Below are 20,945 nucleotides of genomic sequence, written 5' to 3'. Positions count from 1 at the left end.
CCTCTTAGGTATGGACAGACAGCCATGTCCATGCTGTAATGGATTAATTGACGGTCAGGGACGCATCGGTTTCTCCTGCCCACTCGCCTACCGGTTTGATGGTATACGTCGATCCCGGCTTCAATTTACTTTCTTGCGTCAGATCGAATATGCCTACGGCTCCTGTTCGGCTTGAATATTTATAGGTCGCAATGCGTTGATCGCCGTCAGCGTCGGTCAATTCCACGCTCCGGCCGGAGAACAGCTCATCCCGCGGATCCTTGGACAAGGTGATGGCAATGGAACTGTCGCCGACTGCCTCGGCTCCGATGATTTCCAGCGGAGCAACCGATCCTGCAACGAATGACGGGTTGGCGATCTGTGCCCAGTCCGAAGTAACGGTGTAGGTAACGCCCGGCGTCAACGTCTGGCCTTCCGGCAATCGGAATTTCGGCTCTTGCTTGCCGTCGGTGGATTGGGTGAAGGGTACGTATTTGGCCACGATAGGTTGTCCGCCTGCAGGCGTAATCGTAACATCCCTGGCTTGACCAGAAGATATGATCTGATAGACCTTGCCATCGGCGCTGTTGTTCTCATCCAATACGAAGGCATTGGTTCCGCGGCCTCCGCTATAAGCGGAAATAACATAACCGTAGTCAACGACGCCATTCTCCTTGAGCGCCTCCAATTCAAATGTATCCTGGGTGACCTGTCTAGCCTCGGTCATGTCCAGCTTCGTACTGTTTCCTGTAAATGTACCTGCTGTTTTCCCTTTATAGGTCAGCGTATACGATGTATCCGGTTTTTGAACGGAAGTTGGGACGATATAGGTGGAAATAGAACCCGTCTTCAGACGCGGCATATTCGTTAGCGCAAGACCGTCGTTAAATTGAAAATCTTCTTTGGCTTTGGCAAACGCCTCATCGTCCGATGTCAATGGAGCATCAAAGGTGACAATCAAGGTGATGGCATTCAGTGCGCGTACGCTCGTGATTTTTGCTTTTTCCGACGGAATTGCGTCATGTGCAATGCTTATCAAATAGGCAGCTTGACCTCGAGTGGTATGGCCCTCCTCGGAATAAAAACGCTCCGCCCAGTAATCCACGGACTTCGCATCTCGTTTCAGAGCCTTAGACACCATCTGTACCAGTTCGGCATGGGTAACGCTTCCCCTTGGATCAAAACGTCCGTCCGGTGCCTGCATAATATCTAGTGCTACCAGCTCAGTTGCGTACCGCTCATACCACGCGTTTGATTTCACATCCGTGAAGCTTGACTCTGTCTCCCCTTTGCCTTCAAGTCCAAACGCAAGCACCAGCATTTTCGCCAGCTCTGCCCGTGTGATCGGGCTTGTTATCCCCATCGTGCCGTCTTGGTAACCCTGCATCACGCGCAGCTGGGACAGCCCCTGAACGGCTTGCTCTATATCTTGGGCAGCGAGCGGCGCTTGTGCAGCGTCGGCCTGCAGAACATGAAACGGAAGCGTCGCCGTTCCCAGTGCGGCGGCCAGCATCATGGCCGCCAGTTTATTCGAATACTTCTTCATTCGTAAGTCCTCCCTATCTTCGATGAATATGAACGATAATCGTCATATCTCCATGATAGATGAGAGTCCTAAACTCCCAAGAAATCCGGGATTAAACGTTTCGAAAATATTTATTAACAATTTCTAAACTCATTCAGACCGAAAAACGATAGCCCGCTCCCCATACCGTTTCAATGTACTGCGGATTGGATGGATCCAGCTCCATCTTTTCGCGCAGCTTTCGGACGTGAACGGTGACGGTAGCGATATCCCCGCTGGAATCCATGCCCCAAATCCGTTCGAACAATTCATGTTTGTTGAACACCCGGTTCGGATGGCTCGCAAGAAATTCAAGCAAATTAAATTCCCGGGTCGTAAACGCGACTTCCTGATTGCGTACGAACACCCTTCGCGCCGTTTTGTCGATGACCAGACCCCGGATATGAATTTCCGAGCTTGGACTCGGACTTTGCTTGCCCAGAAGCCTGACATATCTCATCAAATGGGCTTTGGCTCTTGCGACTAATTCGCTCGGGCTAAAAGGCTTGGTAATGTAATCGTCGGCACCGAGATTAAATGCACGGATTTTATCGATCTCCTCATTCTTGGCGGATACGATCAGAATCGGGACCTCCTTGTTCTTCCTGATATGGCTGCACAACTCGTAGCCATTCATGCCGGGAAGCTGAAGGTCCACAATGATGAGACTGTAGTCCTCGTTAAGGGCAAGCTTCAAGCCCTCGTCACCCGTATGGCATAAATCGACGGCAAAACCGTTCAGCTCAAAATAATCCCGCTCCAACTGGGCGATGGTCGTTTCGTCTTCAATGATGAGAATGCGTGTGGCCATGGGTTACCGCGCCTCCTTCCTGTTCGCTCGTTTCAGGGTATAGTACAGGCTTGTTCCGACGCCAAGCTCGCTTTCAGCCCAGATTTGACCCCCGTGTCCTTCAATGATCTGGCTCGCAATCGCAAGACCCAGACCGCTGCCGCCCGTTGAAGAGTTGCGGGATGGCTCGGCCCGATAAAACCTTTCGAATATATAAGGGATCGCTTCCGGTGCGATGCCTGTGCCGTTATCCCGGATTTCAACCGTTACCCATTCCGGAGACAGCCGGATCGAGACGCCGATGTTTTTTTGCCCCTTGTCCATGAAATTCTGGGCATTTCCAATGATGTTGAGCACGGTTCGCTTTAATTTCTCAAGGTCGGCAATGACTTCGACAGGATCACCGGGGCGTTCCTTCCACTCCAGCAGAATGTCCTTCTCCTCCAGAACATAGCGCTGCTCATCGATGCAGTCGTCGATGAAACCGATGATATCAACATGCTCGAACATAAACGGCACCTGCTTCAAATCCAGCTTGGAATACAGAAACAGCTCATCCACGAGTTTATCCAGATCGATGGTTTTGGTGTAAATGATATTCACGTATTTATCCATCTTCTCAGGCGTATCCGCGACGCCGTCTCGAATGCCCTCGACATAACCCTTTATATTCGTTATCGGTGTGCGCAGATCATGTGAGATATTGGAGATCAGCTCTTTTCGGTTCTCTTCGTCCCGGAGCCGGAGCTGAATCGATTCGTGCAGCCGCTTTCGCATATTCTCAAACGTTTCGTTTAGCAGGCCGATTTCGTCCTTCGAATGCATATCCAGGGAAAACTGAAGATTCCCCTCCTTGATGTGTTCGGCCGAATTTCGGAGCAAGTCAAGCGGTTTGACCACGCTGCGCGTAATCCAGCGGTATAACATCACGTTTGCAACCACAATGATGCCAACGAGACTCAATACAAGGATGGGCAACAGCTTGCGTGTTACCTCGCCGAAAGGACTTCGCTCTCGGATCACGTATACGCTTCCCTTCGTCTCGTCCGAGAACCGGAAGTCGAATTTGGCATAAGCATAAAAGCGTTCCCCGATGCTCAGCGTATTGCGGATTTGATTGTTGTTCAGGTCGAATGGAGGGAGATTCGCTTCCAGCTCAGGCTGGTTTATCGTATTGGACTCGTAAACCTGAAGGCTTTCCTTACGGACGTACAGTCCTGCCCGCACGGTTCTCAGCTTAAAATCATATTCCTTCAGCAGCTCTTGATCCAGCAGACCGTCCGGTTCGTTCTTGGCAAGATATTTTAATTCAAGGAATATAGACTCCTCTTGCTCGGTCAGCGGGTTAACCTGGTAGTGAACTTTATAAAAATCCCGAACCCCGCGAATGTCGCCGGTAGCCGCGACGGTAAACAAACTGGCAGTCAAGACGAAAACCAACAAGCTGATGACCAGCATGCCGGTAAAGGACAGCAGCAACTTGATCCTGATCGACATGCGTCGCCTAAAGCGAACCGGAAACGATGCTGCCCTTAAACATCGTCGCCACGCGCTTCGATCTTCTGGCAACGGCTTCGGCGGAACAAGAAGCTTCGACAAACACGATGCTGGCGGCGTCCCCGGCCTGCGGCCATATCTGCTCGCCATCCGGACCAAGCGGCGTCATGCCGCCGGTGATATATTGAAGCGTCCGTGCCAAAGAGCGTTCATCCACCCATCGGGACACCTCAGCCAGCCGGCCCGCTCGTTCCAACACGTCCCCGTTTCCGAAAGGCGACCACACGTCAAAAATGTTATCGCAACCGACGGCTACCTCTACGCCGCACTCGTGCAGCAAACCGACCGGCGGCATGCTGCGACCGATCGGCACGCTCGAAATAATGGCAACCCCTGCATCAGCCAGCATTTCCCCCATTACGATGGCTTGCGACGTCGGGATATCGCCGAGTCCGAATGCATGGCTGATCGCCACCTTGCCCTGCAGGCCCGCCTCGATGGTCAGCTGTGCCAACCGCTTCATGGTGAAGGCTCCCAGATGATGGGCATCGTGCAAATGCAGGTCAATTCCCGCATTCGTCTCCACGGCGAGTTCCACCATTTCCTGCAGGGAGGCTTCGATATCACCATCCACCGTCGCCGGGTCAACCCCGCCTACCAAGCCTGCTCCGCTGCGAAGTGCTTGTCTCACCCATTCCTTTGACTTCGAGCGCAGCAAACCATGCTGTGGAAAAGCTACGATCTCGTAGGATAACTTTCCTTCAAATGCGTGCAATGCTTGTTGGACCGCTTCGAAGTTAGCCAAACCCACTTCCGGATAAATATCGACATGCGTTCGTACGTGCGTCACCCCGGACTCCAGGTACATGTGAAGCAGTCGTTCCGCACGGTCCTGCGTCCGGGTATCCAGGGCCGGAAGCGTTGCTTTCTCGATATCGAAACGCTCGAAAATGCTGGAGACCGGCGTTACGGATCGCCATCGGTCACCGAGCAGCGTTTTATCCAGATGGCAGTGCTTTTCGGTAAAGGACGGCAAAAGCAGCAATCCCTTCACGTCGTGTCGCGGCCATGAATCCGTGATGGTCTTGTCGGATGACACGATCTTCGCGATGTTCCCGTCCTCTATGAATACGTGGCAAATCTCCGTTTTTGTTCCCGTAATAACGCCTTCTTGAACTTCATAGCCGCTCTCTATACGAGCATTCGTTAACCAAAATGCGGTACTCATATCCATCGTTCCTTCCCTTGCCAGATATACGATTATGCTATCATAGGAACATCTATATGGATAATATTTAAAATATAGGATTCACTTAAGTTTTACATATACATAAAAAAGAAAAGCCACCCGTTAGGATGACTCTTTTGGTGAAGAATTGGAAGTAGGTATGAGGTTAAAGCTTTATGGCTCTTGTCGCAATAAAACTGTTTGCATAACGGTCCAACAATTTCTCGCCTCCGAAGGAATCCTCGTATAACCCGGCAATCATAAATCCGGATTGAATCTGACCTCCCATTTGCTGTTCCAGCGTATGTCCGAATTCCAATGCTACCCCGCTTCGCACGATTTCTTCTTCCGTCGCATAATCCAGTTCCGAATAGGGAAGGGTGTGCTTCACCCGAAGCGTGCCCTGTTCTTCCAGTTCCCAGTCGAATAAATAAAAGACCGGGTTCATAAAGCCGCTAATCAACATGCCGCCAGGCTTTAACACGCGATATGCCTCCTGCCAGACCGGCTGAATATCAGGCACATAAAGGTTAGATACCGGATGAACCAACAAATCAAAGCTCTCCGATTCAAACATGCTTAAATCCGTCATCGAACCGAGAACCGTCCGAATAGACAATCCGTCCCGTTCAGCAACAAAGCGATCCTGGTCCAATTGAGATTCGGAGAAATCCAGCACGGTTACATTCGCTCCCGCAGCGGCCAGAACGGGTCCCTGCTGCCCTCCTCCAGAAGCTAGGCAGAGCACATTCTTTCCGTTTAGTTCCGGAAACCATTCTTTGGGCACAGGCTTGGTTGAAGTGACGATAATAGACCAATCGCCCGTTCTGGCTTTCTGGATTTCTTCGCTGCTTACAGGAACCGTCCACTGATTATTCTGTTTGACTTTAAGCTCCCAATGGTCTTGGTTATGCTTGATAATCTCCATATGCAGATCTCCTATTCTTGAATCATGGGCTTTCATCTTTATTCACGGACCTTTGGCCCAGCCAGGCTTGAAACTGTTCCGGCGTGTTTATGTTTTCTTCGAGAACCGCTGTATAAATATCGAAGCTTCGCACACTTTTGCCATATTCAGCTCGGCTTGCCCAACGATTTTTGATTCTCAAAATAGCTTCCCGGCGTTCCTGAGTCAGCCGTTCAGGCATCGTTATGATATGTTTCAAGTCAGGTTGTTTCTCCGGTTCATCCACGAACCAAATGTCCAGGGCCCACTCCTTCCCACGCTCAGATATATACTTAAGGCCGATGTACAATCCATCGGGATAAAGGGGATCCGTATTATAAACTCCGGTATCGTTGATGAACTTCAGCTCCCGTACACCTGCGTGCAGCATGAGCTCCGATGCGATTTGTGCAGTTAATGGTTGATTCAGCCGAGAACATTTTACCGTCATGTCCAGGTCTCTCCATACCATCAATCCGAGGGCTGAACTGCCGACACGCACCGGTTCGCCTGCTTGACTTAATAACTCGTAAAGTCGAAGTTCATCTGCTACCTCAGAAGCTTCCTCCTGGAGAGCCTCTTGTTGCAGCAGAAGTTCGCTTTCCTCCATACGGTGTTCACCTCTAATCATATCGTTGATATCTCATATGGTATCACCCGATCAGCCTGCTGACCAAGGGATTGAATGCTTATAATTAACTTTCACGGACATCGTGTGATTCGACATCGAACTATACGGAATAAAATATGCGTGCACCCGACAAATAAGGCGTGCAGAAATCGGCGCACAGCTTCGGCATTCGTTCACGCATCCATGGATGCACGGATTCATTCTCCATCTGAAAGACATAGTAGCCGATAATGGCCAGCAGCATGAAGCCTTCTAATAAAACAAGCTTATGTTGTCCCGTATGATCATTGCCATAATACCCTTTCAGGAATGTATCCCGAAGCTGTGAAGGAACCATCATGGCACCCATGGCAACATCCGTATAATGGTACCCTGGTCCGAAAAAACCAAAATCGATAAAACTAAGATCTCCATCTGAGGTCATGATGATATTCCCCAAGCTTAAATCACCATGGATAAGCCCCCAAGCCTCAACGTTACCACTGTCCACAAGGCGCGCGTTAACCAGCGATATCGTTTCTTCAATAATGGAAACATCGGAGGAAGTAAACAAATCTTTCGCCAATCCTTGCTTTATAACTTCAATCATATATAGATTGTAGGCTATCCCCTGACTCGGACGCTTGTCCAAGCCCTCCTGCTTGTATGAGCCATAAAATTTGTGTAACTCTGCAATGCGAGTCCCCAGCTTCTCGACCAATACCGGGTCGCTTACGTCATCCTTCTGCAAGTCTCTTCCTTCCAGCCAGGTAAGCACGGAGCTGTTCCAACGCTTCCCCTCGTGTTCGAAAATCGTGATCAATTCACCTTTCCGATTACGCATAGGCCTTTGGACAAGCAGATGATCCCATCCTGACAAGTGCTCCAGCATTTGCAGTTCGCCCAGCAAACCGTCGTAGGTATGCTGCTGACCAGCCATGCCATCTTTTAGCGGTTGATGAATGCGCATCAGATATGCGCTTCCGTCATGGCCTACTACCTTATACGTTCGATTTTCATTATGCCGAATAAAGGTAATTTCCGGTTCCCGGATGTCGTATTCATTCAAAATGTCCTGCAGCTGTTCATTTCGCATTTGAAACTTCTCCTTATACTTCTGAAATGGATCCCGTCAGCCCTCCAGGAACGTATCGTCAAAATACGCTTTGAAATCCGGGTACAAAAATACTAGCGACTCTTTAAGCTCGTCCCGATCCGTTCGATCTTCATCCAGGTCAAACAAAATTTCATGTTCGATCTCATAGATGGCCTCGATCCCCTCACCGGCGTCTCCACATACATCGATACACCAGATCTTCCCGTATTCGGAATCCCAAGTGAAAGGGAGATATCCCAGCCGGCACAACAAGGGATTGTACATATTCCTGACGTTCTCCAGCGGCTCGTCTACTGCCTGTTCAGGTATGACGTCAAAGTAATGATGGTACGTGGAGATGAATGCTTTATACCACTCGGGAAAATTCAATCCATACTCTGCTTCCATGGCCCTAATCTGCTCTTCGCTCACAATGGAAGGGACCAATTTCCATATGGACCATTCCTCGTCTGTATCAACGGTCTTCATCTCTGCGGGAACGTCAGGCCGCATCCACCTGCAGAACCCATCCTCCGAAATTTCGCTGTATTTTGCGTAATAGGCCTCAAACCCTCGTTTGATATAATCGCGTATTTCCATGTATAAAGTCTCCTTATGTAGAAAATCGTCCCTTTTTCATATATTACTATAATCTATTTTCGGGTTATGATTAGATTCAATCTATTCTATTTTGTTTACAATTCAGAAACAATCCGGAGATTCTATCGATATAACTCTCTTATATACTCAATAGACAGCTAACGAGGAGGGACTACACATGCGCAATACATTTATCAAAACAATCCTGCCATCCGTCATCATCGGTTCAGTCGTAACAAGTTTGGCTTTATCCGGGTTCCCGAACGGTTCCGGCTTGGATAAGGCGGAAGCTGCCGCAGCATCTTCAGCCAGCCTATCATTTTCGAAGTTTTTGGATAACAACGCCCCTAAACGGACGCTGAGGTCGGTAAACGGGATAAATACGGTCACCAATCTGTCCAGCACGGTTGTGCTCGTCAACAAACAAAGAAATCTACCATCGAATTATGTACCGCAAGATTTGGTCGTACCCCAAATTCCGTTCAGCTTCTCGGGACCAAGCCCCAAAAAGCAGATGAAAAAAATAGCGGCGTCTGCGCTCGAAAAGCTGTTCGCTGCTGCCAAACGGGACGGAATCGACCTCAAAGCCGTATCGGGTTATCGTTCCTATGCAACCCAAAAAGCCATATTCGAGCGTAACGCCAGTATCAAGGGCGAGGCTGTCGCTAACAAAACAAGCGCACGCCCGGGGCAAAGCGAGCATCAGACCGGGCTTAGCATGGATATATCCAGTGCTTCCGTAGGCTATGCCCTGGAGCAGAGCTTCGGGAATACGAAGGAAGGCAAATGGCTGAAGGCCAATGCACCGAAGTACGGATTTATCATTCGTTATGGAAAAGGTCAGGAGAAATTAACCGGATACTCTTACGAGCCTTGGCATGTACGCTATGTGGGCGTCTACATTGCCGGAGAAATTACGAGACAACAGCTGACGCTGGAGCAGTATCTGGGTCAAGCCCGGTAATCGCAAATCTTATAAAAGCGGGCCCATACGGGCCCGTTTTTTTCGTATGAAGTCTTCCGGTCGCACCTTCTGAGGTACATCCGCATATTTTGCAGCGTTTCCTGCGGACAATGTACTCCGCTTGGACTAAGCACGTACATTAACAGCAGTAGACAGGTTGGTTAGAGCTTACGATTTTCGCAAACGGGGTGAACAATGTGCCTATCAAATCAGGGAAGCAGTACATCGAACGGATCGATCGGCAAAACATCAACCTTCGGTATAAAGGGGAGCTTATCCAGGGACCTTTATCCAAGCACCCTGCATTCCAGGGTATCATTCAGACCCAAGCGGAGCTTTACGATATGCAAGGCAAAGCGTGTCATATCGAGCAGATGACGTACCCATCGCCCGATACAGGAGAACGAGTGGGCCTGTCTTTTCTCCCGCCGAGGAATGCCGAGGATTTGCAGAAACGCAGATTGATGATGGAACTTTGGGCCAAGAGGCACAACGGTTTTTTAGGCCGCTCTCCCGATTATATGAACACGGCGATCATGTCGCTGTACACGGCTGCCGATATACTGGAGGAACACAATCCGAAGTATGCTGAAAACCTCAGGGCCTATTACCGGTACTGTCGAGATCATGATATTACGTTATCCCATGCCTTCATTCAGCCCTATGCTTGTAAAATGTCCGGACAGCAAGATGCTGCAGATGACACGATTGCCGCCAAGGTGGTTGAGATCAACGATCAAGGCATGATCATTACCGGAGCTTTCATGATGGCAACGCAGGGAGCCACGTGCGAGGAAATGCTGGTATTCCCGTCGCCTTCGCCCACGTTGTTCCATGATGTCAATCCAACCGCATTCGCCTTTGCGGTACCGAACGATTTGCCTGGAATGACGTTTATATGCCGTGAGAGCTATGGTGCCGCTTCTTCCTATGATTATCCCTTGAGCGCCAGATACGAAGAGATGGACGTTCTCGTCATCTTTGACCACGTATTGGTCCCGCATGACCGGATCTTTTACTATGGGGACGAGGCCTATGCCGGACGTTTATTCGGCGAGAGTCGCTTTCACACCCATATTGCCCATCAAATGGCCACCCGTTATATCGCCAAAACCGAATTTATGCTTGGTTTGCTGGAGAGCTTGGCAGACGAGCAGAACGTTGGGCTCGAGCGCCATATGATCGCGAACGTTTCAAAAATCATTGCATATCTGGAGACCTTCAAAGCCCTGAGGCTGGCTTCCGAACTGGGCGCCAGCCGGGATAAATTCGGTTATTTCGTTCCTTCGGCGGGCCCGCTTACCGCATCCAGCATGTTATTCCCCCAATTTTATCCCGAGATGGTGGAGATGATACAGCTGCTGGGTTCCAGCGGCCTGATTATGATCCCTTCCGAAATGGACTTCCAGTCGGATTCAGGTCCTTACCTGAACCAATATTTAAAAGGCTCCACCACGGAGGCGTGGGATCGAATCGCCTTGTTCCGCCTTGCCTGGGAGCTTGGCGCAGGCTCTTTCGGGGGCCGTCAAACCCAGTTTGAACGCTTCTTCTTCGGAAATGCGCAGACGGTAGCCTATCGCATGTATAACCATTTTGAACAGCATGATCAGCTGCGGAACAGGATTCAGGATTTTATCGCCAAGAACAATACTTCATCATAATTTGACGGTTTGGATGATTAGGCATGAAAAAAAGATGCGAGCCCATAACTCACATCTTTCCGTTTCATTACAAACACAATGAGCTTACGAATGGGAATGCAGGCTCAAGCGGAACCGATACCTCATGTCGTCTTCGAACCACATCATAAAATTTGTCCCCCATACGTTGTTGTGCAGATTGAAATGAAATCCGCCGGTCAACGGAGCATAGGAGTTGTCGAATTGCAGCAGCCTTGGTTCCCCCGGGCACACAAGCGGCGCGTCCAAGGATTCAATGACCGCCGTTCCGTCCGCCCCCTCATAATATAAGCCCGAATTGACGCCATGCATGTTCCGGTTGCCGTCCTTGACGACGGATAACGGAGATATCCGCATTCCCAGCTTATCCATCGACCAGGCGTTAGGATTATCCACAAGCGGCACAAACGATAACCAGCTTGCTTCCGGAAGACGGCATGCCGGTTTGCCCATCCAGCTTATGCATACCTCAATGACGGGCTCATTCGCATGGAACGAATAGAGTACGTTGATTTGTCGTGGAGCCCCGTACTGATTACTGAGAACCTCCGGCAGCTTCATTTCTGCGGTCACGATATCATAATCGGCATGCCTCTCCAGGTGCAGTGTTCGCAAGGACGCGGTATACCGCCGATGCTCCGGCCTCGGTTTGACATACTCGATTCCCGGCTTGCCGAAATCGTTATCCGCCCAGCCATGATGTATATCCAGATTCGTCATGTATTCTTTGAAAAAACGGTTGTAGTTTTCTTGGCCGAAGGTTTCATACATATAAGTGCCAAGTCTCTGATGCTCTCCCGCCCATGCCTTTCCGGATCGATCCATCAATCGGTTAATCGAACCGTCGGCAGCGAAGCTCACCTGAAACTGGCCTAATTCGTAAAGCTCGTTCGTTTCGATCGGCTGTTTATGCTGCACCGGCTCCGAGTTAAGGACGGTATGCTGCGGATTCATCCGATCCAGCTCGGTTCTCGCTTCAGCCGCTAGCGTCGTGGGCAGCGATTGAAGGGCTTCTTCAAGATAATCCCGCTGCTCCTGCCAGGAACTCTCGTAATGGCTGTACGATCTGGTGCCGTTTGCCTGCTGGCATAGGTAATCGAATTTCTTCCGTGTATTGTTTTCAACAATATCCCGTGCTCTTGCTGCGGCTAGGTCAGCCGAGGAATAATTCACGAAATCGACGAGATACACGGAATTGTTCAGCCCCCAAGTATGCTCGGGAATCAACATCAGACGGTTGCAAAATCGAGCGTACGCCTCACTGTCCCTATCCAATCGACCAGCCTCGATCCAGCGATCCCGAAGCCTTAACAATTCGCGGTAGCGGGCGATTTTCCAAGGATCCGAGGCAATCCCGTGTATCCACGAGTCCCCGATCTCTTCGCTGACGACAGGCAATCGGTCTTTCACGGCTTGAAGCCGCGCGGCAAAAGCATCCAATGTCGAGGCCATGATGTCCGCCCCTGGATATTCCCGTCGCAGCTGTTCGAATAATGCCCGGATCTCTTCCATCGTGGATGGACCATGATTATCGTGGGTATGGGCAAAATACAAGGCATCCTCCAGCCCTTCCATCCGATAGGGCTTACCATAACTATCCGCATAATGTACGATAATCTCCGAACCGTCGGAAGCACGCCATACAAACATCTCCGGCACCTTGGGATTTTTGGAGACCATGTTAACGCCCAAATGTAAATATTGTATGCCGTGTTTTGCCAGCAGGGGCACCATGGCAAGGGTATGGCCCGGAACGTCCGTCATTTTTGCGGCAATCGTGTTTTTTCCGTACTTTCGGTCCAAATCGTCCGAAATGGACAACCCGAATTCGAATAAACTGGCATCCATGATCTCGGTATGCGTTGTAAACGGCAGCCCGTGCCAAACCATGCGTCCATCCCCAATGGCTTTTTCCATGCGCGCCCGCATGTCAGGAGAAGCCGTTTGCAGAAATTCATGGATTAACCATGAGCCGGTCGTCCATACGAATTTTACGTCCCCCTCTTCATTCGCCAGCTGTTCGGACAGCTCCAAGGCCTGGGGTATGAAATGTTCCATATATCGCTCGATTACGTTCTTTCCCAAATCGGTAAACCCGATGTCCAGATGGGTCTTGAATACGACATGAACTCTTTTGATTGATGCTGACATACATGACCGCCTCCTTCAACAATAATTGGCTAATGCCGAACTTTGAGCCCCATTTTACTAGAGCGCTTCGAGCAAGTCTTTGCATGAAAGGGTCATGCTTTTGCAAAAAAAGGACACCTGCCGCGAATCATGCCAGAACTCGGGCATGCCGAAAAAGCCCTCTCATTTCGGCTTGGAATGAGAAGGGCTTGAAACGAAAATACGGATATCAGAACGTGCTTGCCTTCGTTGTGTCCGGACACCATCTGGCCGGTCGGTAATATCGGATCAGGACATCCATCGCCTCGGGTGTCCGCAGATGGGTAAGCGTTTCGAAGGCATACGCCCTGACGTAACGATCCTTGCTGAGAAGCGCTTGCTCAAGCGAATGGATGACGATGGGAACATCCTCTGGCGAGGCCGTTCGAAGCAATGACAAGGCTGCGGTATATCCGAGCTTGTTCAGGATATAACTTTGCTGCGTGATGTCGTTATACCGGGTTTCCGCTGTTCCGCCCCCCTCTTGCAATATCGACTCTTCCAATATGCTGGCCAAGGCCTGGCACACTTCGCCCGCCTCACTCCCCATCATGCCCAGCGCTTCGATTGCGTTTCGACGAACCCAATCGCTCGGGTCCTGTAAGCATGCGATCAATGCAGACGCAACCTCACGCGTCGAAGGCACAATCGCCCCTAACGCGAAAGCAGCAAGCGCTCTGCGCTTCTCGTCCGTATGTTCGAGAAGTGTCAGCAGTCCTGGAACGGCTCCAGCGCCGGCACTCTGAAGTCCGTAAGCCGCTCTTTCCGCGATTTGCCTTGTACCTTCGGACATAAGGCGCAACAATTCATCGGTTCCTGCGGATCCCAGCCGACCAAGCGCATAACCGGCATTCAAAGCTACCGGCTCCTTGTCATTCAACATTCGGCCCAGTTCTGGAGCTAAGGAAGCGGCCTTCTCTCCTAACATTCCAACTTGATCCGCCGCCCTGGCGCGAATGACCTCGTCCTCGGATTTTAATTCTTCGGCCAATGGCTCGATTGGGACTTCGTCTTCCGTTGCCGAGAGGTTCTCCTGACCCGGTTCGCCGCGCATCCAGTTCCATACATCCCTCCAAAGATTCCAGTGCACGTAAGGGGTTCCCCCCGTTAGGTTCATTTCGGTCCCTAGATGATTCCAGCTCGGCGATTCCGGCGCACGCAATCGAACGAATTGAAACTTTAGCATGTATCGATCCATGCCTGACACATTAAGCGAAGCTTTGTGCCACAAATCAAAATGCACCAAAACCATCGTTCCCGCTTTGCCGGTCGGGAGTATCGTCTCGCCTTGATCGCCTACGAACTTATCGTAGTATGCGGTACCGGGCATGATGGCGGTAGGTCCCATTTCCTCGGTGATATCCTGCATGTAATAAAAAATCATCGCCCACCAAGGTCGGTGGCTGCGCATGCTGGACCAGTAACCGTCTTTATGCCACTGTCCGCCCCCGGGCAGCGGATCGCCCGGCTGATTGTAATGGCAATGCCGATGCGGATGCATGTAGTAGTCCGGTCCGAGCACGCTCGTCAAAGCCCCTTGCACGACCGGCGTTTCGAAGAACTGCTGAATCTCGGGTACACGGGGCAGGATGTTATTGCCGGGATTTCCTTCCTCGTGCAGTACGGCGTTGATTTTGTCCCTGACTTCAGCATGCAGCTGATCCGGCAATTCGTTATGAAGCACCACATACCCCTTCATAATAAACTGGCAGATTTGTTCATCCGTCAACAGCCATTGACTGTCCAGCATCTCAATTCCCTCCTCAAGCATGAAATGAATTAGTGTTAGTATAGCAATGGCCGCCATCCCTGTATTTACATAAACGTCAGGCTTTTGTACAATCGTCATGCGAATATTGATAGAATCTTTTCTTGAAGGATGTGGAAATGAATACGTGGATTTTGCCGTCTTCCATCCCTATGTGCTGTATGCCACCAGATACCCCTTTTCCAAAGGTCAAAGCAATAACAACCGCCACTGTTATTCGTCATCCCTTTATCTCATTACCGAGGGACGGGGCATCGTTCGTACCTGTGGGCGAACGCACATCACCGACCCAGGTTCCCTTGTGTACATACCGGCAGGTCAGCCGCATGATTGGATAGCGGACAGACGGGATCCCATGGTCCATGTGTGCTGTTATTTCGACTGGGCCCATGTGGACCGCAGGCATTTGGCCGATCACCCCAGCGTAATCTGTTATGACATGGCCCAACTGAATCCTTCCTATGTAGGTCCTGCTTTTCCTTACGCCATACCCGAGTTCATGAAAGTAGAGAAAGTCAGCCTATGGAGCGATTGGTTTGAAAAATTCTACACCGGAAACCAGTATGAGAATGAGCATACCTATATGCGCAGCATGAAGACGCAGAGCCAATTCCTGCAATTCATCGAATACTTCCTTGCCTTCGCCCTGCAGGACGAGACGATACCCGATCACAGAATGAACAAGCTGCTGCAGCGATTGGATCAGGATATCCTTCACGGCAATCTGCGGCCGCTGGAAGCATATTATGAGGAGCTCCGGATCAGCAGAGGTTATTTCTTCGAATTGTTCAAGCGATCGACGGGGCTGCCGCCGACGCAATATATTAACCAGTTTCGCATCCATCGGGCCAAGGAGGATCTGCGCAATACGGACATCAGCATCACCGAGATCGCCGAGAAGTTCGGCTTCTCATCCATCCATTATTTTTCGAAGCTGTTCCGTCAGCTTAACGGACTGTCGCCGCTGGAGTATCGGAAACATCAGATGGAAGCCGACTGACTAAGGGAACTTCGCTCCAATCCGATATGTACCTCGATGCGTATCATCGCTTATAATGTACGATAATCAGGAATAGCACACGCTCAGAATTAGGCGAAGGACCCAAAAAGGAGAGGCTGGAATCGAATGCGCTTTTTATCAAACCTTGGCTCCTTTATCAACGCATGGCGGGATTACCCGGCTGAAGAGAATACAGTGCTGGGGAGTCGCTACACCGTCCAAGAAATGATTGGCGAAGGAAGTTACGGCATCATCTATCAATGTCGGGATCAACAGAGCGGACATGTAGTCGCCGTCAAACAGTCACGGCCGAGCAAAGGCGATTACGCCAAAGAATTGCTGAATCGGGAAGCCGCGATATTAAGCTCCCTTCAGCATCCGCAAATTCCGGCATATCGGGATTTTTTCACGGACAGCCGCCATTCGTATCTGGTCATGTCTTATATGGATGGGGATACGCTGGAGGATTTAATATTCGAACATGGCATGAAATACGGGGAAGCCGAATGTCTCCATATCGCCCTGCAGCTTCTAGAGCTGGTCCGTTACCTGCACGAACAAGGCTATGTTCATCTCGACCTGCGGATTCCCAATGTGCTGTTTAAGGATGGCCGTATCCATCTCATCGATTTTGGGCTGGCACGAAGGATTGGTGAACCCCCTCCTCTCCGGCAGCCTGCCCGAAAGAAGTTCCGGCGCGGCGGCACGAGCTCCTCTGTTCAATATAAAGAGTCGAAAGAAATCGAGGATCTCCGCGACATCGGTCACTTTATGTTGTTCATGCTCTATTCTGCCTATGATCCGGACGACGACCCGAGCGCAATCGGGGAACGAAGCTGGCAGGAAGAACTGCAGCTCTCGGATGAACTCCAGGATATGATCAAACGCTTGCTGCAGTTGAGCAGACCTTACTCCGGTTCCTTGCAATTCATGAACGAGCTCCAGACGCTCGCGAATGCAAAAAAACCGCCCCTCTGATAAGATGGGCAGCGTTTTATTTGATTCCGGGGTTTCATTTATGTTACGATCCGATTAAATGATATGGAATGATTCCGAACAAGAAAGGAGGAAATTCCACATGTTAAGAAAAATCATGAACAAATTTCTCCACTCGACGTCCCACAGTCACGGCCGCAAGCGTTACAGCAGTTCTGCGAAGAATTACGGAAGAAAATACAGCAGCAGCCACGGTTATTCTCGCCGCAAAGGATCGTCATCCGATTACAAACGCAGGCACGGCAACCAAGGTCATGGCTATTATAAAAACAGAAGAGGCAGCTCAAGCTAATCATTCAACATCATATAGCACACTAACTCCTTCAACGTGGTTGCCTGTTGAGGGATTTTTTTTATCCTTTCACCGAATCGTGAAGTTGACGCCGTAATAGGACAATGCCAATTTACCGGCCACTCTCTGGGAAGAAGCATTATCCCATGAGGTACTGTACAGGGGCAATGCTCCTATCTTCCGCACCTCGATTGCCCAACCGGCAGCAACGGCGGCCGCATAACCTCTCCCTCGAAATTCGGCTAACGTCTCCAGTCCGGCTTCGTGCGCTTCCGCAGAAACGCGAACACTCCGGCAGACCGACACCACCCTCTGATCTTGAATGATCGCGACACAAGGCTGGTCGTAGTCGATTTCCGCGATCAGCCATTCCAAACCGGCGAGCGAATACTCGGTTATATTGTCTCCGGTGATCGATACCGCCTGCATGGTCGGCGATGACGTTGTGATGTCAGGAATCCGATAACAAGGTCCGCTCGTATATTGATCAGCAGCCAGCAGATTCATGTAGTCATCGAAGTGCTTGGGTCTCGTTTGAAAATCTTCGTTAAGAGACGGTTCATTTTCAACCAGCGCCGTCAGTTGTTCGGCAAGTTTGTCCGGAATATCATAACGAAGCCTGCAAACGGCTGAATCGTCGATCGTTCGACCCAAGAAAAATCGGGGAGCCGGCTCCTCTCCCGGCCAAGGCTCGTTAATGGTTCGTATCCGACTATCCAGGTCATGCGTAAACATAACCCGTGCGTGCATCTCCATCAAATCCTTAGCGGTTGGCTCATTTCCTATCCACTGGTTCATGCTTTCACCCCCATAACAATTTCAACCATAGTTACGCCTCATCATTCTCCATCGTAGCAGATTTTTCGAGCAACGGGTTGGGCACAAATGAATATAAACGATAAATAAAATGACCCTGTCTCCCTTTGAAACAGGGAAACAAGGCCAACATGGGATCGTGCCTATCTAGGGTCATATTTTCCTGCCAAGCGAATTCCGCTGCAATCGCGGTATCCAAGCGTATGCAAACGTAAAGAGCGGGCTTAGCCACAAGAAAGTTGCATAAGGTGCGTATTCGATGACCGGTACTCCAAGGGTTGATGCAAAGAAAGCACCGCTAACGCCCCATGGGATTAAAGGGTTAACCAGCGTTCCACAATCCTCCAATGTGCGTGACAGCGTCTTGGCCGGTATGTTTCGGCGAGTATATTCCTCCTTGAACATTTGACCGGGCAAAAGGATCGATAAATACTGCTCGCCCGTCATGCCGTTAACCGCGATGGAAGATGCACCCGTCATCACGACCACGCTGCTGCTGCGCTTCAGCGGCTGCATGACTTTACGGAAGAAGGCTTCGATGACGCCGCAATGCTGAAGCAGCCCTCCCAAGGATAATGCAATCAAGATCAGCGATATGGACCACATCATGGATTGCAATCCGCCGCGGTTGACAATGGAAGCAACGGTTTCGTTGGCAACCGTGCTCTTGTAGCCGCTCTGCATTACGCTGAACCAAACATCGACGGCTGTCTGCTGCTGAACGAAGGCCGTCACGATCAGTCCGGTTACAATGCCTGCGATGAGTGTCGGCAGGATCGGCATACGCTTGACGGAACAGGCGATAACGGCAAGCGGCGACATCAACGTCAGCCAATGAATATGGAATCCGTCATGAAGCGCCGCCTTGATTAGATTTATCGAGGACAAATCCAGCGCGTTGCTTGTGGGCGCAAGCAGGAAAAAGACCGTTGTCACCACAAGGGCCGGCACTGTCGTGTAGATCATATTGCCGATATGGGTGAATAAGGATATGCCGGCGACTGCGGGAGCAAAGTTCGTGGTGTCGGAGAGCGGCGACATTTTGTCACCGAAGCAAGCGCCGCAAATCACCGCTCCGGCTGCCAGCGTCGGAGAAATTCCTGTCGTTACCGCAATTCCCATAAAGGCAACGCCAACCGTACTGACTGTCGTGAAGGAGCTTCCGGTGAACATCGAGACCACGATGGTCACATATAATGCGCTCACGGCGAAATAATGCGGTTCGATATAATCCATGCCATAGTATAAAATGGTCGGTACCGTGCCGCTCATCATCCATACCGCAATCAAAATGCCGATGAGCGAAAGAATGAGAATCGGCATAATCGCCGTTTGAATTCCTTGAATGATGGCGGATTCGAGCTGCTTCCAGGAAAACCCGAACAAACGCAGCAAGGCCGCCGTACCGACGGTGGTTGCCAAGAGCGGAAGATGCGGCTCTGCTTTCAGCAAAAAGATGGAGACAAACAGCAGCGCCAGAATAAACGCGATAAGAATGATGCTTTTTGAGAAACTGAGATGTCGTTCCATGATGCTAAGACTCCTTATCCATTGTCGTGGCGGGAGTTACCTCCCGTCCATTGATGATGAATGTTTAACTTTTTCACTTTTATGCTTTTCGGCTTTTTCGCTTCTTTGCATTGAAGCACAGAGTAACACTATAAACGATAAGGACGGACGCCGTCAATGTAGGAATCATGAACAATCACCAAAAAAAGACGACTGCTTGCTGCAGTCGTCTTTATCATATATAGGATGTATCGTTATTTAGCTTGAATGTAACCTTCCGCTTTCAACAATTCCGCAATCAGAACGGCTCCGCCGGCTGCACCGCGCAGCGTATTATGCGAGAGGCCCACGAATTTATAATCGTAGAGGGAATCCTCGCGCAATCTGCCAACCGAAACGCCCATTCCGCGCTCAATGTCGCGATCCAGCTTGGTCTGCGGCCGGTTCTCTTCTTCGAAATACGTAATGAATTGCTTAGGCGCACTAGGGAGTTCCAGCTCTTGCGGTCTGCCTTTAAACTGCTGCCAGCGTTCCAGGATTTCCTCCTTCGACGGCTTGTTCTCGAACGACGCAAATACGGTAGCTAAATGGCCATCGGTTACGGGAACGCGAATGCATTGCGTCGTAATCAATGGGGATTCAGCTTTCACGATCTCCCCGTTCACAACGCTTCCCCAGATGCGAAGCGGCTCCTGCTCGCTCTTCTCTTCCTCGCCGCCGATATACGGAATCACGTTGTCCAGCATATCCGGCCAATCGGTGAAGTTCTTGCCGGCCCCGGAAATCGCCTGATAAGTGGAAGCAACGACATTCGTAGGTTTGAAATCAAGCAAAGCGTGCAGCGCCGGCACGTAACTTTGAATGGAGCAATTCGGCTTCACCGCAATGAACCCGGTTGCTGTTCCCAGACGTTTGCGCTGTGCGGCAATCACGTCGATATGACCCGGATTGATTTCCGGAATGACCATCGGAACGTCAGGCGTCCAGCGATGGGCGGAGTTGTTGGAGATGACGGGCGTGCCCGTTTTGGCATAGGCCTCTTCCAATGCCTGAATCTCGTTCTTCTTCATGTCGACCGCGCAGAATACGAAGTCAACCTCTGCGGCAACCTGTTCCACCTGCGATGCATCCTGCACGACAATGCCTTTCACCTGCTCAGGGATCGGCGTAGCGAGCTTCCAGCGGCCCTGCACGGATTCTTCATACGTTTTGCCGGCCGAATTGCGGCTGGCTGCAATGGTGGTCACTTCGAACCATGGATGCCCATCCAGCAATTGCATAAAACGTTGACCCACCATTCCTGTTCCACCGACAATACCCACTCTAAGTTTTTGTGACATTCGCTACTCATATCCTTTCAATAATGTCGTCATGTTTCCCATACATCGATGTACCGTACGGACAAAAGCATGCAATAAATAAGCTTCTACTAGATAATTATT

General features: G+C 50.5%; 18 protein-coding genes. 5 read left to right on the top strand and 13 right to left on the bottom strand.

What is annotated here, in order from left to right; genetic code table 11:
• Nucleotides 1-43 precede the first annotated feature (43 nt).
• The 8 genes from M1D70_RS13790 to M1D70_RS13755 form a co-directional block, all read right to left on the bottom strand.
• The gene (locus tag M1D70_RS13790; RefSeq protein WP_456290146.1) at nt 44-1,525 is read right to left on the bottom strand and encodes an S-layer homology domain-containing protein; all 1,482 of its coding nucleotides are present in this window, start codon (nt 1,523-1,525) and stop codon (nt 44-46) included.
• A gap of 133 nt (nt 1,526-1,658) precedes the next feature.
• A complete protein-coding gene (locus M1D70_RS13785; protein ID WP_009592947.1) occupies nt 1,659-2,354 on the bottom strand; it encodes a response regulator transcription factor in 696 nt (231 codons plus the stop codon).
• 3 nt (nt 2,355-2,357) lie between these two features.
• Nucleotides 2,358-3,830 (bottom strand): ATP-binding protein, encoded by a 1,473-nt coding sequence (locus M1D70_RS13780; protein WP_456290145.1) that lies wholly within the window; start codon nt 3,828-3,830, stop codon nt 2,358-2,360.
• Between the two features lie 7 nt (nt 3,831-3,837).
• On the bottom strand, nt 3,838-5,058 hold the full coding sequence (locus M1D70_RS13775) for an amidohydrolase (RefSeq protein ID WP_456290144.1): 1,221 nt from the start codon (nt 5,056-5,058) through the stop codon (nt 3,838-3,840).
• Nucleotides 5,059-5,224: 166 nt separating this feature from the next.
• Nucleotides 5,225-5,986, bottom strand: a complete 762-nt coding sequence (locus M1D70_RS13770) for a class I SAM-dependent methyltransferase (RefSeq protein WP_456290143.1) — start codon at nt 5,984-5,986, stop codon at nt 5,225-5,227.
• Between the two features lie 22 nt (nt 5,987-6,008).
• Nucleotides 6,009-6,614, bottom strand: a complete 606-nt coding sequence (locus M1D70_RS13765) for a hypothetical protein (RefSeq protein WP_456290142.1) — start codon at nt 6,612-6,614, stop codon at nt 6,009-6,011.
• Nucleotides 6,615-6,735: 121 nt separating this feature from the next.
• Nucleotides 6,736-7,710 carry a phosphotransferase enzyme family protein gene (locus tag M1D70_RS13760; protein ID WP_456290141.1) on the bottom strand — a complete coding sequence of 325 codons (975 nt, stop codon included), beginning with the start codon at nt 7,708-7,710 and terminating at the stop codon, nt 6,736-6,738.
• 36 nt (nt 7,711-7,746) lie between these two features.
• Entirely contained in the window at nt 7,747-8,310 is a 564-nt protein-coding gene (locus tag M1D70_RS13755) for an SMI1/KNR4 family protein (RefSeq protein ID WP_009592974.1), read from the bottom strand.
• Between the two features lie 178 nt (nt 8,311-8,488).
• Here M1D70_RS13755 and M1D70_RS13750 point away from each other — a divergent pair, with 178 nt between their 5' ends.
• Complete coding sequence (locus M1D70_RS13750; RefSeq protein WP_009592946.1) at nt 8,489-9,274, top strand: M15 family metallopeptidase; 786 nt, start codon at nt 8,489-8,491, stop codon at nt 9,272-9,274.
• 188 nt (nt 9,275-9,462) lie between these two features.
• Nucleotides 9,463-10,935 carry a 4-hydroxyphenylacetate 3-hydroxylase family protein gene (locus tag M1D70_RS13745; protein WP_456290140.1) on the top strand — a complete coding sequence of 491 codons (1,473 nt, stop codon included), beginning with the start codon at nt 9,463-9,465 and terminating at the stop codon, nt 10,933-10,935.
• A gap of 84 nt (nt 10,936-11,019) precedes the next feature.
• Here M1D70_RS13745 and M1D70_RS13740 read toward each other — a convergent pair whose 3' ends face one another.
• Nucleotides 11,020-13,104 (bottom strand): DUF5054 domain-containing protein, encoded by a 2,085-nt coding sequence (locus M1D70_RS13740; protein WP_456290139.1) that lies wholly within the window; start codon nt 13,102-13,104, stop codon nt 11,020-11,022.
• A gap of 208 nt (nt 13,105-13,312) precedes the next feature.
• Nucleotides 13,313-14,872, bottom strand: coding sequence for a HEAT repeat domain-containing protein (locus M1D70_RS13735; protein ID WP_456290138.1), 1,560 nt, complete (start codon nt 14,870-14,872; stop codon nt 13,313-13,315).
• A 145-nt stretch (nt 14,873-15,017) separates the two neighbouring features.
• On the opposite strand from M1D70_RS13735, the gene M1D70_RS13730 reads away from it, so the two are divergent.
• From M1D70_RS13730 to M1D70_RS13720, 3 genes are all read left to right on the top strand, one after another.
• Complete coding sequence (locus M1D70_RS13730; RefSeq protein ID WP_456290137.1) at nt 15,018-15,890, top strand: AraC family transcriptional regulator; 873 nt, start codon at nt 15,018-15,020, stop codon at nt 15,888-15,890.
• Nucleotides 15,891-16,016: 126 nt separating this feature from the next.
• Nucleotides 16,017-16,868: a serine/threonine protein kinase gene (locus tag M1D70_RS13725; protein WP_456290136.1), complete on the top strand. Its 852-nt coding sequence runs from the start codon at nt 16,017-16,019 to the stop codon at nt 16,866-16,868.
• A gap of 100 nt (nt 16,869-16,968) precedes the next feature.
• Entirely contained in the window at nt 16,969-17,178 is a 210-nt protein-coding gene (locus M1D70_RS13720) for a hypothetical protein (RefSeq protein WP_009592958.1), read from the top strand.
• A 69-nt stretch (nt 17,179-17,247) separates the two neighbouring features.
• Here the strand turns inward: M1D70_RS13720 and aac(2')-IIb are convergent, their stop codons facing one another.
• The 3 genes from aac(2')-IIb to asd all read right to left on the bottom strand — a co-directional run bounded on the left by aac(2')-IIb (nt 17,248) and on the right by asd (nt 20,843).
• Nucleotides 17,248-17,976: a kasugamycin N-acetyltransferase AAC(2')-IIb gene (gene aac(2')-IIb, locus M1D70_RS13715; RefSeq protein WP_456290135.1), complete on the bottom strand. Its 729-nt coding sequence runs from the start codon at nt 17,974-17,976 to the stop codon at nt 17,248-17,250.
• A 171-nt stretch (nt 17,977-18,147) separates the two neighbouring features.
• Nucleotides 18,148-19,524 (bottom strand): Na+/H+ antiporter NhaC, encoded by a 1,377-nt coding sequence (nhaC, locus tag M1D70_RS13710; RefSeq protein ID WP_456290134.1) that lies wholly within the window; start codon nt 19,522-19,524, stop codon nt 18,148-18,150.
• Nucleotides 19,525-19,757: 233 nt separating this feature from the next.
• Nucleotides 19,758-20,843: an aspartate-semialdehyde dehydrogenase gene (asd, locus tag M1D70_RS13705; RefSeq protein ID WP_009592932.1), complete on the bottom strand. Its 1,086-nt coding sequence runs from the start codon at nt 20,841-20,843 to the stop codon at nt 19,758-19,760.
• Nucleotides 20,844-20,945: the final 102 nt, after the last annotated feature.

It is taken from the genome of Paenibacillus sp. AK002 (assembly GCF_053903045.1).
The sequence above is the reverse complement of the archived record's forward strand: the minus strand, read 5'-3'. Positions and strand labels throughout refer to the sequence as shown.

Excerpts from the sequence above, each read along its gene's own strand:
- M1D70_RS13735 (WP_456290138.1), bottom strand. The coding sequence starts at position 14,872 with ATGCTGGACAGTCAATGGCTGTTGACGGATGAACAAATCTGCCAGTTT.
- M1D70_RS13740 (WP_456290139.1), bottom strand. The coding sequence starts at position 13,104 with ATGTCAGCATCAATCAAAAGAGTTCATGTCGTATTCAAGACCCATCTG.
- M1D70_RS13765 (WP_456290142.1), bottom strand. The coding sequence starts at position 6,614 with ATGGAGGAAAGCGAACTTCTGCTGCAACAAGAGGCTCTCCAGGAGGAA.
- M1D70_RS13755 (WP_009592974.1), bottom strand. The coding sequence starts at position 8,310 with ATGGAAATACGCGATTATATCAAACGAGGGTTTGAGGCCTATTACGCA.
- nhaC (WP_456290134.1), bottom strand. The coding sequence starts at position 19,524 with ATGGAACGACATCTCAGTTTCTCAAAAAGCATCATTCTTATCGCGTTT.
- M1D70_RS13790 (WP_456290146.1), bottom strand. The coding sequence starts at position 1,525 with ATGAAGAAGTATTCGAATAAACTGGCGGCCATGATGCTGGCCGCCGCA.
- asd (WP_009592932.1), bottom strand. The coding sequence starts at position 20,843 with ATGTCACAAAAACTTAGAGTGGGTATTGTCGGTGGAACAGGAATGGTG.
- M1D70_RS13780 (WP_456290145.1), bottom strand. The coding sequence starts at position 3,830 with ATGTCGATCAGGATCAAGTTGCTGCTGTCCTTTACCGGCATGCTGGTC.
- M1D70_RS13775 (WP_456290144.1), bottom strand. The coding sequence starts at position 5,058 with ATGAGTACCGCATTTTGGTTAACGAATGCTCGTATAGAGAGCGGCTAT.
- M1D70_RS13725 (WP_456290136.1), top strand. The coding sequence starts at position 16,017 with ATGCGCTTTTTATCAAACCTTGGCTCCTTTATCAACGCATGGCGGGAT.
- M1D70_RS13770 (WP_456290143.1), bottom strand. The coding sequence starts at position 5,986 with ATGGAGATTATCAAGCATAACCAAGACCATTGGGAGCTTAAAGTCAAA.
- M1D70_RS13750 (WP_009592946.1), top strand. The coding sequence starts at position 8,489 with ATGCGCAATACATTTATCAAAACAATCCTGCCATCCGTCATCATCGGT.
- M1D70_RS13785 (WP_009592947.1), bottom strand. The coding sequence starts at position 2,354 with ATGGCCACACGCATTCTCATCATTGAAGACGAAACGACCATCGCCCAG.
- M1D70_RS13720 (WP_009592958.1), top strand. The coding sequence starts at position 16,969 with ATGTTAAGAAAAATCATGAACAAATTTCTCCACTCGACGTCCCACAGT.
- M1D70_RS13760 (WP_456290141.1), bottom strand. The coding sequence starts at position 7,710 with ATGCGAAATGAACAGCTGCAGGACATTTTGAATGAATACGACATCCGG.